A 16361-nucleotide genomic window follows, 5' to 3' on the forward strand; every position below is an offset into this window, starting at 1 on the left:
AATGAAGGAGGGAGAATATGCTTAAATACAGTATCAAGCGGATTCTCAGTATGATTCCGCTGCTTTTCATCATTTCCGTCATTGCATTTCTGTTCGTGCATTTGATACCGGGGGATCCCGCCAGATTGATAGCCGGAGCGGACGCCACTTTGGAAGAAATCGAGAATATCCGTGTGAAATATGGTCTTGATGCGCCCCTTTATCAACAATATTTGAACTATATGGCAAATCTGTTCCAAGGAGATTTAGGCACCTCGATCGTCAGCGGTGAACCTGTTCTGGATATGCTGAAGGAGCGTTTTGGTCCAACACTTACTCTTACGCTTGCCAGCATGTTCTGGGCGCTCTTATTCGGCCTTCTTATTGGAGTAGTTTCAGCAGTCAAACGTAATCGCTGGCAGGATCATCTCACCATGTTCCTTGCCGTTTCCGGTGTATCCATCCCTTCCTTTTGGCTGGGACTTATGTTGATCCAAGTCTTCTCTGTCCAGCTCGGATGGTTTCCAACAGGCGGCATCGGAGGGTTGGAATCTTACATTCTTCCATCGATTACACTCGGAGCAGGGGTGGCGGCCATTATCGCCAGGTTTACGCGGTCCTCGCTGATGGATGTTTTAAAAGAAGACTATATCCGTACCGGCCGTTCCAAAGGACTGTCAGAGTTCAAAGTCATTAATGGGCATGCACTTAGAAACGCCTTAATTCCCGTAGTGACCATGTCTGGACTCCAATTCGGATTCCTGCTCAGTGGATCCATTATAACCGAGACGATCTTCAGCTGGCCGGGGCTTGGAAGACTTCTGATCAACTCTATTACTGCTAGAGATTACCCGGTCATTCAATCGGAAATTCTATTATTCTCTCTTGAATTTCTATTGATCAACCTGCTTGTAGATCTCTTGTACGGTTTCTTGAATCCGAAAATTCGTTATGAGGAGGGGGCATAATGGTGGAATCAGCAGAACAACAGCAGACGGAGCAAAGAGTGACGCCCTTCCGGCAGTTTTGGAAATCATTTAAGAAACAGAAGGTTTCCTTTTTTGCGGGAATCTTCCTTTTATTCCTGTTTCTTATTGCGATCTTAGGACCGTATATTGCTCCATATGAACCCAATGAACCGGATTATAATCAACTGTTGTCTTCTCCGTCCATGGATCACCTTGCTGGAACGGACGATTTCGGTCGAGACATTTTCAGCCGGATTCTTCATGGAGCGAGAATATCATTAGCCGTCGGACTGTCTTCTGTTTTAATTGGTGCAGTTGTCGGTACCGCTCTCGGTATCATCAGCGGCTATTTCGGTAAGTGGATCGATAATGCCATTATGCGCATTATGGATGTCCTGCTCGCTTTTCCGGGAATGCTGCTTGCCATTGGAATTATCGCTATTCTCGGACCGGGGCTGTTTAATGTCGTCATGGCTGTAGCCATTTTCAGTGTGCCGGTCTTTGCGAGGATCCTCCGGAGCACCACGCTCTCTATTAAATCGACGCTTTACGTAGAGGCGACGCAGTCTATCGGTGCATCCAGCTGGAGGATCATTTGGAAGCATATTTTCCCGGGGACTGTCTCGACGCTGATTGTATATTTCACGATGCGGATCGGTTCAGCAATCTTGATCGCTGCGGGGCTGAGTTTTCTCGGTCTTGGGGCTGATCCTTCCACACCGGAGTGGGGAGCCATGCTTAGTGACGGGCGTAACTATCTGAATGATGCTCCGCATGTCACGTTCTTTCCGGGGCTTGCAATTTTCTTGACCGTTCTTGCTTTCAATCTTTTAGGAGATGGATTACGGGATGCGCTCGACCCGAAAATCCGTGATTAAGGAGGAAGACGAAATGACAGAGCCAATTTTAACTATTAATCAGCTGCACACAAGCTTCCGGGTGGACGGAGAGATGATTCCAGCTGTAGAAGGAATCGATCTTACGCTGTATCCGGGGGAAATCGTCGGCCTTGTCGGGGAGTCCGGGAGCGGTAAGAGTGTGACCTCCTTATCCATTATGCAGCTGCTGGAAGATACACCGGGGGAGATTGTCGGCGGTGAAGTACTCTTTGACGGGAAGGATGTAGCGAAAGCATCCACCAGGGAGAAACGTAAACTGCGTGGAAACCGTATGTCGATGATTTTTCAAGAGCCGATGACTTCCTTGAATCCTGTTGTGAAGATAGGCAAGCAATTAGTGGAAGCGATTCTGGAACACCAGTCTCTTACGAAGCAGGAGGCGAAGCGTCATGCTGTTTCTATGCTGGAACAGGTCGGTATTCCGAGAGCAGCGGAAATCATGAAGGAGTTTCCCCATCAACTCTCAGGAGGAATGCGTCAGCGCGTAATGATTGCCATGGCTATGTCGTGTGATCCGGATGTGCTGATTGCGGATGAACCGACGACGGCGCTCGATGTAACGATTCAAGCTCAAATTCTCGATGTGATGAGAAACATGAGAAAAGAGCACGATACGTCTATCTTGTTCATTACGCATGATCTTGGTGTCATTGCGGAAATGTGTGACAGAGTTGCCGTCATGTATGCAGGAAGAATCGTAGAACAGGGAAACGTCATCGACATTTTTGAAAATCCTAAGCATCCGTACACACAAGGATTACTCGGGTCGATTCCGAAACTTGGAGAAAGAAAAGAACGGCTGGATTCTATCCAGGGCCAGGTTCCTACTGTAGAGGACCGGCCTGAGGGATGTAAATTCGCTAACCGCTGTCCTTTCGCCTTTGAACGGTGCTGGAAAGAAGAGCCGCCTCTGTTCAACGGAGAGAATCGCTGCTGGCTTCATGAGGAGGAGGTGTCATCATGAATCAATCCTTACTGCAGGTAGAAGGACTAAAAAAGCATTTCGTAAGCCAGAAAGGTTTCAGGAAGCAATCCCGTCAAGTGGTAAAAGCGGTGGACGGAGTCTCTTTCGATATTAAAAAAGGGGAGACATTCGGTCTTGTCGGCGAATCCGGCTGTGGCAAATCGACGACCGGACGAATGATTATGCAGATGCTCTCCCCGACGGAGGGCACGGTCACCTTTGATGGACAGCGGATGGACCAGCTTTCGGGAGGCGAACTGAAACAGGCGCGCAAAGACTTTCAAATGATTTTTCAAGACCCCTATGCCTCGTTGAACCCAAGAATGACGGTAAGGGAAATTATTGGTGAGCCATTGATCGTTCACCAGCTCGCTAAGGGACCGGCCATCGATGCGAGAGTAAACGAATTGTTGGACACGGTCGGCTTGTCCCGAAAATTCGCCGATCGTTATCCGCACGAGTTCAGTGGGGGTCAGCGTCAGCGGATTGGAATCGCCCGGGCTCTGGCCGTCAATCCAAAGCTCATTATTGCGGATGAACCGGTTTCTGCACTCGATGTGTCCATTCAATCGCAAGTGTTGAACCTGATGAAGGATTTACAGCAGGAACTGGATTTGACTTATTTGTTCATCGCTCATGATTTAAGCGTTGTGGACTTCATTTCCGATCGGATCGGCGTCATGTATTTAGGGAAACTGGTGGAGGTAGGAGAGCGGGATGCGGTCATCCAAAACCCGCAGCACCCCTACACGAAGGCGCTGCTGTCTGCCGTACCGGTACCGGATCCGAAAGCGAAACGGGAACGGATCGTTCTGGAGGGAGACCTCCCGAGTCCATCCAATCCACCTTCCGGATGTCCTTTCCATACGAGGTGTCCATTTGCCTTTGATCGCTGTAAGGCAGAGGTTCCGGAGCTTCAGACGTCTGGAACTGGTCAAACGGCTGCTTGTCACTTGTTGGATCAATGATACAAAAACAAAAAGACCGCCTGGAGAATATCCAGGCGGTCTTTTTTGTGTGTTTTATCTGTTTAGAAATCATGGTTTACTTCAGAATCTGTTTGAACGTTTTGTTCCATAGATCCGCTTGATAGAGTGCCTGCTTGTCTGTGGTGATCTCGCCGGGCTTGTTTGCTTCTCCGATTAGATAGGAAGCAAAGGGGAGACCGACAAAATCAAAGATATGTTGGAACTGTTGGATCATTGGAAGACCTTTCGTGCGAGGAGAATCCCCTCCGACAGCGACGACGTATGCCTGTTTCTCAGCCATTTTTGTCCGGAAATCACGGAAAGCCGGATCTCTCATCGTCTGCGACCAACGATCAATGAAGAGCTTCATGGCAGCGGTCATACTGTACCAATAAATGGGGGTGGCGAAGAGTAGAATGTCTGCTTCCATGACACGTCTCATCAGTCCATCATAATCATCTTGTACAGATGGAAATCCCTCTGCAGCGTGACGTCCGTCTATGACCGGCAGAATATGGTGAGCGTCTAATTCCATCCGGTCCACCTTCATACCGGCAATGATGCGTTCTGTTAAATACCTGGTATTTCCTTCCCTGCGTCCTCCACCGTATATAACGGCAAGTTTCATAATACTTCCCTCCTTGTATATTCCGTTTCCAGTGTATAATGAATGTGTTGAACATAAAAACGGATTATTATGATTGGAACGATCGGAATTTATGATTAAGGAGAATGATGATGGATTTCAAGCAGTTGCGGACATTTATAACAGCGGCTGAGATGCTGAATTTTACAAAGACGGCGAAGCAGCTTAATTTTGCTCAATCAAGTGTAACGGCACAGATAAAAGCATTGGAAGAGGAGCTGGGTCAGCCTTTGTTTGAGCGTTTGGGAAGAAGACTATTCCTGACAGACGCAGGGCATCGGTTCAAGGAATACGCGGATCAGCTTGTCCGAATATATGCAGAAGCAAAGGCTGTTGTGGGTGATGAGCAAAAATTACAGAGGACGCTCGTCATAGGTGCACAGGAAAGTCAGTGCACCTATCGCCTGCCTCCCGTGCTGTCTGCCTTCAGAAAACACTTCCCTGAAGTGAAGGTAATATTCAAGCCGGCCCACTCCGAAGCGCGAGTGAGGGAAGAAATAAGGAACGGGACGCTGGATGTGGCCGTTCTGTTGGATCAAGAAAAATCAGCAGATCACTTAGTGACCGAAGCCCTTCGGGAGGAAAAGTTGATGGTGGTGGCTGCTGCAGATCATCCTTTGTCTGTGAAAAAGAAGGTAGGAGTGGATGAATTAGCAGACGAAACATTTCTGTTGACCGAGTCAGGCTGCTCTTATCGGGAGCTGTTGGAACACTCGTTTCACCAAGACGGATATTCTTTGTCCAACCTGTTGGAGTTTGGGAGCATAGAAGCCATCAAGCAGTGTGCCGTTGCGGGCTTGGGGCTGGCTGCACTTCCAGAAATGGTAGTAGAGAAAGAAATCAGGGAGGGACGGTTGGTCGAACTTCCCTGGACAAAGGACATGCCTCCCCTATACACGCAGATAGCATGGCATAAAGAGAAGTGGATGTCAGTTCCGTTAAGCGGTTTTATTGATTTAACGAGAAAAATCTATTGTACTTCCTGAGCACATTCAACGGCAGAGACGGATGCATTATTTTGGATATATTTTCTTGTGGGTGATATGGTGGTTTAAAATGGAAGGGAGTAGATGGTAATGAGTAATGGCTTTCCTGAAATAACACTGAATGATGGAATGAAAGTGCCGGCACTTGGTTTCGGTACATATGAACTGAACGGCAATAAGGGAGCGGAGGCAATCGGGAGCGCCATTCATGCAGGCTATCGGATGCTCGACAGTGCGTACAATTATGAAAATGAAGGAACTGTAGGAGAAGCTGTCCGACGCTCTTCTGTATCGCGGGATCAGCTTTTGATTTCTTCCAAGCTTCCAGGCAGATACCACGAGTATGACAAAGCACTCACGACAATCCAGGAATCCCTCTACCGCGCGGGGTTGGATTATTATGACTTTTATTTGATTCACTGGCCGAACCCGAAGCAGGACATGTATGTAGAAGCTTGGCAGGCGTTGATTGATGCAAAGAGATGGGGGCTTGTCCGCTCCATCGGTGTTTGTAACTTCCTGCCCGAACATTTGGAACGTCTGAAGAAGGAAACGGGAGTGCTTCCTAGTATCAATCAGGTGGAACTTCATCCTTTCTTTAATCAGGAAGAACAAAGGGCATTCCATGAAGAGCATACGATTGCGACTCAATCCTGGAGTCCGCTTGCAAGAGCCGGAAAAGTGATGGAGGAAGAAACGTTACAGGAAATCGCCTCCCATTATAACAAATCGGTGACGCAGGTCGTCCTCCGCTGGCATTACCAGTTAGGGGCCATAGCGATTCCACGTTCAACTTCACCGGCGCGTCAACGGGAAAACTGTGCAATCTTCGACTTTTCTCTGACGGATACGGAAATGAATAAGATTTCCTCCTTGTCCGTTCCGGATGGTCGAATGAACGACCAGGATCCTGCTGTCTATGAAGAGTTTTAAGGAAACAGGCGCACCTCCAAGGGTGCGCTTTTTTTATTGGGGTATGTTAGGATGGGCATACGAATGATAAGTAACGTAGGACACACTTATAAAGGAGATAACATGACACATTCCGATAAAGCAGGTTGGAATCTTTTTAACAGCTACTCAAAACTTCCCGGGGTGTTCTATGCCCGGCAGGCCCCGACACCGGTGGCGGACCCGCAGTTGGTCCTGTACAATGAACCGCTGGCAGGAATTCTTGGACTGCATGATATACATGCAGAGCAGCTGTCAGGTAATGAGATACCTGAGGGTGCTCAACCTATAGCCCAAGCTTATGCCGGTCATCAATTCGGTCATTTTACCATGCTCGGTGACGGACGAGCCGTCCTTCTAGGGGAGCAGATGACCCCGGGTGGAGAGCGATGCGATATTCAATTGAAGGGGGCCGGCCCGACTCCTTATTCCCGGAGAGGAGACGGACGGGCGTCGCTTGGACCAATGCTCAGGGAATATGTGATCAGTGAAGCGATGCATGGACTGGGAGTGCCTACGAACCGCAGCCTGGCTGTTGTTACGACTGGTGAAACGGTGCAGAGGGAGACAGAATGGCCCGGAGCTGTACTTACAAGAGTAGCAGCCAGCCATCTGCGCGTGGGTACATTCCAGTATGCAGCAAAACAAGGAGATGCCGAACATCTTCGAGTGCTTGTACAGTATGCGACGGAGCGCCATTTTCCAGAGTTGGAAGCAGGAGATTACCTCGGTTTCTATAGAGAGGTGGTCCGGAGACAGGCGCAGCTGATTGCCCAGTGGCAGCTCGTCGGTTTCGTGCACGGCGTCATGAATACGGATAATATGACAATCAGTGGAGAGACAATGGATTATGGTCCATGTGCGTTTCTCGATATTTATAATCCGGATACCGTTTTCAGTTCGATTGATACAAGCGGCCGGTATGCCTATAAGAATCAACCGGCTATCGCGATGTGGAACCTGGCCCGTTTCGCAGAGACATTGATTCCTCTCCTTGACGAAAAGCAGGAAGCAGCAGTCGAAGAGCTCCAGGAGATCCTCAGTGGTTTTGGCTCGCTGTTTAAGGAGCATTGGCTCAATGGAATGCGCTCCAAGCTTGGACTGACTGAGAATCAGCAGCAGGATGAGCCTTTAATTGAGGACCTGCTTGATATTATGGAGAAGAATAAAGCCGATTACACGGAAACGTTCCGCTTATTAACACAGGATAGGATGGAGGAGTCCTCTTTGAGTGACACCACTGCTTTCACGCAGTGGTATAAACAGTGGCAGGCTCGCCTGGACAGCCAGGCAGCATCCAAGACGGAAGCATATGAAACGATGAAGCGGACAAATCCCGCTCTTATTCCGCGTAACCACCTTGTAGAAGAAGCGTTGGCTGCGGCCGTATCGGAAGAGGACTACGGTCCGGTAAAGAAACTCATCCGTCTCCTTTCTGATCCCTACGCTTATTCAGAGGAACAAATCGAATACGCTGTGATCCCTGTCCCGCCCGGACCCTATCAGACCTTTTGTGGGACGTAAATAGGTATCTATTGCAAGAAGCATGTAGTTAATTACATGCTTCTTTTTTTTTACGATGTTTTAACAGACGGTTATTTTTCTATTTACAATCAAACCCTAGTATGGGGGATGGGAAAACAATACATATGGAGGGTTGTACTATGGGTAACAAGCAAGTGCATAAATGGATGATGGCAGCTGCGGTGTCGGCTATGGTTTTTGGTTCGTCCGCCAACTACATAAACGCTGAGGAACAGAAGGTTGAAAAGCCTAAGAATATCATTATGATGATTGGTGACGGAATGGGTACTTCGTATACTACCGCCCATCGGTATATGAAAGATAATCCAGAGACGATGGAAGTCGAAAGTAATCTCTTCGATCCATATCTAGTTGGAATGCATGATGTATCGTCATTGGACAAGTACTACGATGGAGGCGCAGAAGATGAAAAAGAAAGCATTACCGATTCTGCCGCAGCCGGTACGGCTATGTCTTCCGGTGTGAAAACCTATCACGGTGCCATCGGCGTTGACTTGGAGCATAAGGAGACCAAAACGGTGTTGGAGGAAGCAAAGGAGCTTGGTAAATCCACTGGACTTGTAGCGACGGCTCAAATTAACCATGCGACACCGGCTGCTTATGCCGCTCACAACGTTTCCCGGGAAAATTATAATGAAATTGCTGATGATTATTATGATGAAAAAATAAATGGTGAACATAAAGTCGATGTCCTGCTCGGCGGGGGAACAGACTTCTTTGCTCGGGAAGACCGTAATCTGACAGAGGAATTCAAAAAGGATGGATACGATTATGCAACCACAGCTGATGAGCTGGCAGCTGCGGATGGAGACCAACTTCTAGGCCTGTTCGCACCAGTTGGGTTGGATTATGCCATCGACCGGCCTAAAGAACAACCTTCGTTGGCTGAAATGACGACGAAAGCGTTGGATACTTTGGGTAAAAACGACGAAGGGTTTTTCCTGATGGTGGAGGGAAGCCAAGTAGACTGGGCAGGTCATGATAATGATATTGTAGCGGCTATGAGTGAAGTGGAAGACTTTGAAAAGGCTCATAAGAAAGCAATTGAGTTCGCTCAGAAAGATGGGGAAACGCTTGTCATTACGACCGCCGACCATTCTACAGGAGGCATGACAGTAGGGGCAGGTGGTCCTTACAACTGGGATGCAGAACCTGTCAAAGCGGCGAAACATACGCCTGACTATATGGCTCGTCAAATCGTGGAAGATGGAGCAGACGTGGAGAAGACCCTGCAGGATAATATCGGGTTTGATGTGACAGAAGAAGAAATCGCATCTGTTGAGAAAGCGATAGAGTCCGCATCCGGCGATGATCGAGTGACGGAAGTAGACAACAGTATTGAAGCTATCTTCAACGAAAGATCTGGAACTGGATGGACGACGGATGGCCATACAGGAGAAGACATTCCTGTTTATGCCTATGGACCCGGTGCGGATTTGTTCACCGGTCAAATAGATAACACAGATCATGCCAAAAACATTTTCCAGCTCATGGATAAGTCCTCTGAAGCAGAAGAAGGCGGAGAGCTTGCGGATACAAGTGCAGCTTATCCGGCGGGGATAGTGATCGGTGCTGTAATAGCCGGTGCCGGTGGAATCCTGTTGTTTCGCAGACGTCAAATGAATAAAGCATGAATCAAAAAAGCCAGCCTCCCGGGCTGGCTTTTTTGCAGCATCTTAGTAATTTTCCCATGCTTCCTGATACAGCTGTATCAGGTTTGGACGATTGAGACTGTTGACGGGGATATCGAATGTCTTTCCCTTCTCTTCAATGACTTCGTCCGTGTCATTACCAAACTCAAATAGAGAAGGGGCGACTTCCTCATTGAGAAATTTTAAATCAAGTCCACCGAAACCCAACTTGTCAATGGATATAGGCTCTCGGGAGGCCAGAGTGAATCCCCAGTTTCCGAAGCTTGGAACGTCTAGATGATAATTGGCGGTTTCAAGGCCTGTGGCTTGTACCGTTTTGTTAATGGTCCAGTACACTTTGGTCGCAAAAACCGGACTCGTTGATTGGATACTCACTTTCCCGCCTGGTGACAAGTGGTTCCGTACAAGGGAGTAGAACTCCTTCGTGTACAGCTTGTTGAGGCCTTCATCGTTGGGATCCGGCAGATCGCCAAGGATAACATCATAAAGCTCCTTAGAATCGCGCAAGTATTGGAAGGCATCTTCATGAATGACCTGAACACGGCTATCTTTCAAGGAACCTTCATTCAGTCGGAGCAGCTCATGGTTGGTGTTGGCAAGGTCCGTCATGGCAGGGTCGAGGTCGACCAGGGTAATCTGTTCCACGTCTTCATGCTTCAATACTTCCCGGACAGCAAGACCATCGCCTCCACCGAGAATCAGAACCGAGCGCGTTTGATCGGCAAGCGCCATCGGAATGTGGACGAGCGCTTCGTGGTAACGGAACTCGTCACTTTCTGCGAACTGCAGCTGTCCGTTCAAGAACAGCCGTACATCTCCCGGTTCCTTGGTCAAAATGATCTTCTGATACTTTGTTTCTTCTGTGTAAACGATCGGGTCTGCGTAAGATTTCTGCTCAAAGACACTGGCATACTTCTCTCCAAATAAGAATCCCGCGACAAGCAGAAGGAGAATGAGGAAGCCGGCCGCTTGGTGGACTTTGGGCCTGGACATCTCTTCTCGGAACCTTAATGTGATGAACAGAGCGACAATCGCATTGATCATGGCAATGAAAAAGGCAGTATTGATCAGACCGAGCAGAGGACGCAGGACGAGAGCGAATCCTACGGACCCGATCAGACTGCCGGCATAATCAAAAAACAGCACCCTCGCTGTGCTTTTACTTATATCTTCACGGATTTCCTGAACCCTTCGTATCAGGATCGGGAGCTCCAGACCTGTCAGAAACCCGGTTAAAGATATGACGGTGTACAAGTAGATCTGGGCAACGCCGTCATCGAAGTAAGCAGTGAAAAAAAACAATCCAAAGACGGAAAAGCCCCCGACGAGAGCGATCAAGTACTCTGCCTGAACGAAGCGGGTGACGAGCCAGTTCTTTAGTTTTTCACTCAGGGCTGCTCCGATTCCCATGGCCATCATGAACAGCCCGATGGTTATACAGTAATAAAGAACGCTGTCCCCGAATAAGTAGCTGCCTGCAGCACCATAAAGAACTTGGAAGACGATTCCGCAGATTGAAACGATTCCTGATGACAGATAAAGATACTTTTGTGCGTTCACGGTTGGTCCTCCTTTATTCTTCTTATGTAATGCTTCCTGCTACGGCAAAACCGATGAAGATACTGACAGATGCCGCTACAAGGCCGACAGCGATGTTGTTTTTCTTTATTTCCTCTTCCGCTTTGAACGGAGTGATCCACTCGAACAAATAGTAGCCGGCAATCATCAACAGAAAGCCGATGAAGATCCAGATAGAGGCGCTCCAAATACTTAAATTGTGGGCAATAGAAGATTCTGTAATGATACCTAGACCGATCAACTTCCCGGCGAACTGAGAAGCGACAGCGACGTTGCCCTTCAGCAGCTCTTCTTTATCGTTATAAGGGGTGAATTTTTCAAAGATGGCCATACAAATTCCTGCCAGGACAAGCATGACGATCCAATACAGCAAGGTCAATAGAAGGTCATAAACATTCAGTACTTCCGAAATATCGAATTCAAACATGGTTTTTCGCTCCTGTTCTTTTGTTATTTTCCTGCTCCGGGGCCGCCGCCGCGGACACCGGAGGATGTGCTGGATGACTGGCGTACGGATGGACTGCTCCCGGCATTTTTCACATAACTTCCACCGCTGCCGCCGATATACCCTGTATAAAAGAAGCCGCCGCGGTTATCGAGGTCCATAGCATAAACCTCTTCTGCTTCCTCTTCTATGCCGTAGTCCGAAAAGAAATCACTATCATAATTGTTCCGGACGAATTCTTTATCCGATACTTCGATGATGGTATCTTCTTCTTTCTGGGTGTCCTGATAGACCTGCACGAGGTAATCGTCGTAGAGCATTAAATCACGACCGTCTTTGGAGGCTTTATGTACGGCCTCTTCAGAGTCGGTGATGCCGGCTGCCACTTTCTCCGGCTTCTGATCATAAGCGCGGAAGATTTCCGATTTGTTGCCCACATCATCGTATACGATATCCTCCATTGGGTATTGATCCCCGACTGCATCCACTACGTTGGAGCATGCCGTCAAACACAGCAGGCCGAGCAGAATAACCGGGATGGATTTGAGTTTCATACTCTTCATCTCCTGTTTTATTCATTTTCTAGAGGGCGTAGCATTAAGGAATTCAAGCGCCAGTGTGTTTCCTTCATACTGGACTGCCAATGTGGAGGGTAGTCTCCCTGCACCTCGAAGCGATCGGTATATGTCCGGTCTTCATCATCCGTGATGACCCGTTCCAATTCGAAGGAGAAGGTTACCCACACATCATATTGGAAGGTCGCCCATTCCACCCCGTGATCGGTTTCGATGCTGAGCGGGCTCACCGGCTGTTCATCCAAATAAGATTGAAATTGCTTGTTCCGTACGGTGTAATGGACATCTGTGATGTGCTCCGGATCGACTTCTTTGTTCATATAAACGTCACGAAGAGCGGTTTCATAAACCCGTTCATACAAAAAATAGGCATCCAAAGCACCCCAATTTTGATTGTCGATCTCGTTTAACGCAGCTATCGTATGAGTGAGAAAAGCAACTTCAGTAGGCTCATAGTCTTCATCTGTGATGTAGGTATCCATTGATACAGTCAGGTTGTCGGGTTTCTCTGAATCTCCTTCTCCATAGACATCAATTTCTCCCGGCATGAACATACCAATGAGCACGAGCAGTGCGAATATGGAGCCGATGACGATTCCTGATATTTTTAGTATTTTTATGAAGGTTTTCATTGTCTATCACCTCCTCAGAAAGGGAACGGAACGTGAGTGTTAAGGCAATTTCATCCATTTTAACCACTCTCATTATACGTTCCTATGAATCTAGAAACAACAAAATTCGAGGATATTCGGAACATTCAAGTTGCAGCGTAAGAATAAAATTCAGCGTTGACATTTTTTATTTGCGTTGTTAGAGTATTTAAAAAATACATATTTCTTATCCAGAGAGGTGGAGGGACTGGCCCTTTGAAGCCTCAGCAACAGGTCTGAATGCAGACACTGTGCTAATTCCAGCGGGTGTTGAATAACCCTGATAGATAGGAGCTTCCTTTTATTTGTCGGTAAACGCACCCGCTCCAGGGTGCGTTTTTTTATGTATTTTTAGATGAAGAGAAAGTGGAGGGGAAGAGAAAATGGAACAGAACTTCAAAAGAGAAATGAAAACACGCCACCTTGTGATGCTGTCACTCGGTGGAGTCATCGGAACCGGGCTGTTCCTCAGTTCCGGATACACCATCCAGCAGGCAGGACCATTCGGGACGGTGCTTGCCTATTTGATTGGTGCGTTGGTCGTTTACTTAGTGATGCTCTGTCTTGGTGAGTTGTCTGTACATATGCCGGAGACTGGTGCGTTTCACAGTTATGCCGCGAAGTATATCGGTCCGGGAACGGGGTTTACGGTTGCCTGGCTTTACTGGCTCACCTGGACAGTGGCGCTGGGATCGGAATTCACAGCTGCCGGACTGATGATGCAGCGGTGGTTCCCGGATATAAGTGTATGGATATGGAGCGCTTTATTCGCGATTTTGATCTTCGGATTGAATGCATTCACCGTGAAGTTTTTTGCAGAATCAGAGTTTTGGTTTTCTTCTGTCAAAGTCATCGCTATTTTTCTATTTATTCTACTTGGTCTGGCTGGAATTTTCGGTATTGTGCCGCTTGCAGATTCTGAACCAGCTCCGTTCTTTTCTAATTTCACAGAAGCCGGTTTGTTTCCGAATGGGGCTTTCGCCATCTTAATGACGATGCTGGCGGTCAACTTCGCATTCTCCGGTACAGAGTTGATCGGTATTGCGGCGGGAGAAACGGTCGATCCCGCGAAAACAATCCCGAAAGCCATCCGGACGACGCTCGTACGGCTCATTCTTTTCTTTGTAGGAACAATTATTGTGCTTTCCGCGCTGCTTCCGAGTTCGGAAGCCGGAGTCATTGAGAGTCCTTTCGTTGCCGTTTTGGAAAGAGTCGGTGTTCCATTTGCCGCAGATATCATGAACTTTGTCATCATCACGGCTATTTTGTCTGCAGCGAATTCAGGGTTATATGCCTCCTCCCGTATGCTATGGTCTCTCGCGGATCGGAAGACGATCTCTCCGAAATTCGCGAAAATGACGAAGAAAGGCATTCCGCTGAACGCCATCTTATTCAGCATGCTTGGTGGGGGACTGGCTCTGTTGTCCAGCATCATTGCGCCCGATACCGTCTATATCGTGCTGGTATCGATTTCAGGACTTGCAGTCGTTATCGTATGGATGAGCATCAGTCTTGCTCAATTTAATTTCCGGCGGGCTTATGTGAAAGCTGGGAACAAGGTGGAGGACCTGGGATACCGGGCGCCGCTTTATCCATTGGTGCCGATCGCATCGTTCCTGCTCTGTCTTGCCGCCTGCATCGGAATCGCCTTTGATCCGACACAGCGGATCGCCCTGTATTGTGGAATTCCATTCATCATCCTTTGTTATGCAGGGTATTATCTGTCACAATCCAAGAAGAAACGGAGAGTAGAACATGTCGAACAAAATCAACAAGCGCAATCCTATTAAACAACTATTGGAAACAAAAAAAACGATTATTCTCGATGGGGCGTTGGCGACAGAATTGGAGACATACGGCTTCGACCTTGATGATCCACTTTGGTCCGCCCGTGTGCTGCTTGAGAATCCGGATGCTATCCGTAAGGTTCATGCCGATTATTTCCGTAATGGTGCGGATATTGCCATCACCGCTAGTTATCAAGCAACCATTGATGGGTTTAAGCAGCGGGGGATCGACGAAGATAAGGCGCGCACATTAATTAAAGATACCGTTCGCCTGGCACAGGAAGCACGCTCGGATGTCTGGAGGGAAGCGGATGACAGAGCTTATCCTGTCGTTGCAGGTTCGGTTGGCCCTTATGGCGCCTACCTTGCTGACGGCTCAGAATATATCGGGAACTATGGTGTCACGGATGAGCGGCTGAAAGAATTTCACCGTCCCAGAATAGAAGCGCTCATCGAAGCGGGTGCCGACGTGCTTGCCTTTGAAACGATTCCTTCCCTCCAGGAGGCGAAAGTACTGACGGAATTATTGGGCGAGTATCCGGGCGCCAGTGCGTGGCTTTCCTTTTCCTTGAAGAATGGAAGCCAAATTAGCGATGGAACGGAATGGAGACGTTGTATAGATGTGATCGAAGGGAGGGAGCAGGTGGTAGCAGTCGGAGTGAACTGTGCTCCGATTCCTGATGCGACAGAGGCAGTCGGCCATATCCGGGCTCTTACAGATAAGCCGATTATTTTATACCCGAATTCGGGAGAAACATACGATCCCGACACGAATGACTGGTACGGGGAACGCTCCTGCCAGCGTTTCGATGAGCAGTCGGATCGATGGGTGGAAGCCGGGGCAACGATTATCGGTGGCTGTTGTCGTACGACTCCTGATCACATTCAATCGCTGGCAAGGCGCTGGCAGAATAGATAAAAAGAGAAAGGCCTTTCTGATTGGAAAGGTCTTTTTTTTATGTGTAAAAAGCACTAGACAAGCAGATGAATTTTTATGCAATAATCACTAAATTCAGAAAATTATGTGGAAACTTTGTGAATTTTAAGATAACATGTTGTTAGAAGTAAATTGTATACAATCTTCGAATACAATGGTGGGATGCAAAATGAGTAGTAGTGAAGAGAGAGCATATGAAAAGGTGAAACGTGCCATTATGCTGAAACGGCTTGTTCCGGGACAGCGAATTACGGAAGATTGGGTAAGTAAAGAGTTAAATATGAGCAGAACTCCGATAAGAGCTGCTTTCAAGCGATTGGAAAGTGAGAAATTGATAGAACTGGTTCCCAATAAGGGGGCGATTGTTTACAAACCGTCCAACAAAGAGCTTCGGGACGTTTTTGAACTGAGAATTGTTTTAGAAACTTATGCAGCGAGACTTGCGGTTCCTAATCTGGATGATGCTCATCTGGAACAGCTTGAAATTCTACTTTCCGATGAACTGGAAACCTACAAGTCCAAGAATTTCGAGGAATTCCTTCGGGTCAATGGTTTGATCCATACGTTCTTATCCGAGGTATCCGGCAATGAATTCCTTCTACAGGAAGTCGACAAGTTGAATCAGTGGTCGGACTGTTATTTAATCCTCCGAGATGAATTTTACTCGACACCAATGGATGAGGTTAAATCAATTCCCGAACATCGGGTGATATTCGAACATCTGCAGGAGAGGGATTCTGAAGCAGCGGAGGCAGCAATTCGTAACCATTTGCTCTCGACACTGAGTGATTTGTCTGAACGAACATCGGTTTTCTATTAATTAAAAGGAGT

16 protein-coding genes and 1 riboswitch are annotated in these 16361 nt (G+C 47.8%); of the genes, 11 read left to right on the plus strand and 5 right to left on the minus strand.

What is annotated here, in order from left to right:
- Positions 1–17 precede the first annotated feature (17 nt).
- From nikB to QRD89_RS03395, 4 genes are read left to right on the plus strand one after another with little or no spacing between them, the layout of a single operon-like run.
- Entirely contained in the window at positions 18–947 is a 930-nt protein-coding gene (nikB, locus tag QRD89_RS03380; protein WP_286096325.1) for a nickel ABC transporter permease, read from the plus strand.
- Positions 947–1825 (plus strand): ABC transporter permease subunit, encoded by an 879-nt coding sequence (locus tag QRD89_RS03385; protein ID WP_286096326.1) that lies wholly within the window; start codon positions 947–949, stop codon positions 1823–1825. Before nikB ends, QRD89_RS03385 begins: the two co-directional genes overlap by 1 nt.
- Positions 1826–1838: 13 nt before the next feature.
- A complete protein-coding gene (locus QRD89_RS03390) occupies positions 1839–2810 on the plus strand; it encodes an ABC transporter ATP-binding protein (RefSeq protein ID WP_286096327.1) in 972 nt (323 codons plus the stop codon).
- Complete coding sequence (locus QRD89_RS03395) at positions 2807–3778, plus strand: ABC transporter ATP-binding protein (RefSeq protein ID WP_286096328.1); 972 nt, start codon at positions 2807–2809, stop codon at positions 3776–3778. The genes QRD89_RS03390 and QRD89_RS03395 overlap by 4 nt, the downstream gene beginning before the upstream one ends.
- Positions 3779–3854: 76 nt before the next feature.
- Here the strand turns inward: QRD89_RS03395 and QRD89_RS03400 are convergent, their stop codons facing one another.
- Positions 3855–4406 (minus strand): flavodoxin family protein, encoded by a 552-nt coding sequence (locus QRD89_RS03400; protein ID WP_286096329.1) that lies wholly within the window; start codon positions 4404–4406, stop codon positions 3855–3857.
- A gap of 110 nt (positions 4407–4516) precedes the next feature.
- Between QRD89_RS03400 and QRD89_RS03405 the strand changes: the two genes are divergently transcribed.
- The 4 genes from QRD89_RS03405 (at position 4517) to QRD89_RS03420 (ending at position 9540) form a co-directional block, all read left to right on the plus strand.
- The gene (locus tag QRD89_RS03405) at positions 4517–5410 is read left to right on the plus strand and encodes a LysR family transcriptional regulator (protein WP_062515456.1); all 894 of its coding nucleotides are present in this window, start codon (positions 4517–4519) and stop codon (positions 5408–5410) included.
- Between the two features lie 90 nt (positions 5411–5500).
- On the plus strand, positions 5501–6343 hold the full coding sequence (locus QRD89_RS03410) for an aldo/keto reductase (protein ID WP_008633940.1): 843 nt from the start codon (positions 5501–5503) through the stop codon (positions 6341–6343).
- A 102-nt stretch (positions 6344–6445) separates the two neighbouring features.
- Complete coding sequence (locus tag QRD89_RS03415) at positions 6446–7885, plus strand: protein adenylyltransferase SelO (RefSeq protein WP_286096330.1); 1440 nt, start codon at positions 6446–6448, stop codon at positions 7883–7885.
- A gap of 140 nt (positions 7886–8025) precedes the next feature.
- The gene (locus QRD89_RS03420) at positions 8026–9540 is read left to right on the plus strand and encodes an alkaline phosphatase (RefSeq protein ID WP_502875647.1); all 1515 of its coding nucleotides are present in this window, start codon (positions 8026–8028) and stop codon (positions 9538–9540) included.
- Positions 9541–9582: 42 nt separating this feature from the next.
- Here the strand turns inward: QRD89_RS03420 and QRD89_RS03425 are convergent, their stop codons facing one another.
- Genes QRD89_RS03425 through QRD89_RS03440 form a run of 4 tightly spaced genes read right to left on the minus strand, consistent with a single transcriptional unit; the run spans position 9583 to position 12788 of the window.
- Positions 9583–11118: a polyamine aminopropyltransferase gene (locus QRD89_RS03425; protein WP_286096331.1), complete on the minus strand. Its 1536-nt coding sequence runs from the start codon at positions 11116–11118 to the stop codon at positions 9583–9585.
- A 22-nt stretch (positions 11119–11140) separates the two neighbouring features.
- Positions 11141–11563, minus strand: a complete 423-nt coding sequence (locus QRD89_RS03430) for a DUF350 domain-containing protein (RefSeq protein ID WP_008633930.1) — start codon at positions 11561–11563, stop codon at positions 11141–11143.
- A gap of 23 nt (positions 11564–11586) precedes the next feature.
- Complete coding sequence (locus QRD89_RS03435; RefSeq protein WP_026578693.1) at positions 11587–12135, minus strand: DUF4247 domain-containing protein; 549 nt, start codon at positions 12133–12135, stop codon at positions 11587–11589.
- Positions 12136–12152: 17 nt separating this feature from the next.
- Positions 12153–12788: a hypothetical protein gene (locus tag QRD89_RS03440; RefSeq protein ID WP_286096332.1), complete on the minus strand. Its 636-nt coding sequence runs from the start codon at positions 12786–12788 to the stop codon at positions 12153–12155.
- A gap of 202 nt (positions 12789–12990) precedes the next feature.
- A riboswitch (SAM riboswitch) is annotated at positions 12991–13100 on the plus strand.
- Between the two features lie 89 nt (positions 13101–13189).
- On the opposite strand from QRD89_RS03440, the gene mmuP reads away from it, so the two are divergent.
- The 3 genes from mmuP (at position 13190) to QRD89_RS03455 (ending at position 16350) form a co-directional block, all read left to right on the plus strand.
- Positions 13190–14596 (plus strand): S-methylmethionine permease, encoded by a 1407-nt coding sequence (gene mmuP / locus QRD89_RS03445; protein ID WP_008633923.1) that lies wholly within the window; start codon positions 13190–13192, stop codon positions 14594–14596.
- Entirely contained in the window at positions 14562–15512 is a 951-nt protein-coding gene (gene mmuM, locus QRD89_RS03450; RefSeq protein ID WP_286096333.1) for a homocysteine S-methyltransferase, read from the plus strand. The genes mmuP and mmuM overlap by 35 nt, the downstream gene beginning before the upstream one ends.
- 187 nt (positions 15513–15699) lie before the next feature.
- The gene (locus QRD89_RS03455) at positions 15700–16350 is read left to right on the plus strand and encodes a GntR family transcriptional regulator (protein WP_008633921.1); all 651 of its coding nucleotides are present in this window, start codon (positions 15700–15702) and stop codon (positions 16348–16350) included.
- Positions 16351–16361: the final 11 nt, after the last annotated feature.

This window comes from Halobacillus sp. ACCC02827 (assembly GCF_030291935.1).
GTDB lineage: Bacteria > Bacillota > Bacilli > Bacillales > Halobacillaceae > Halobacillus.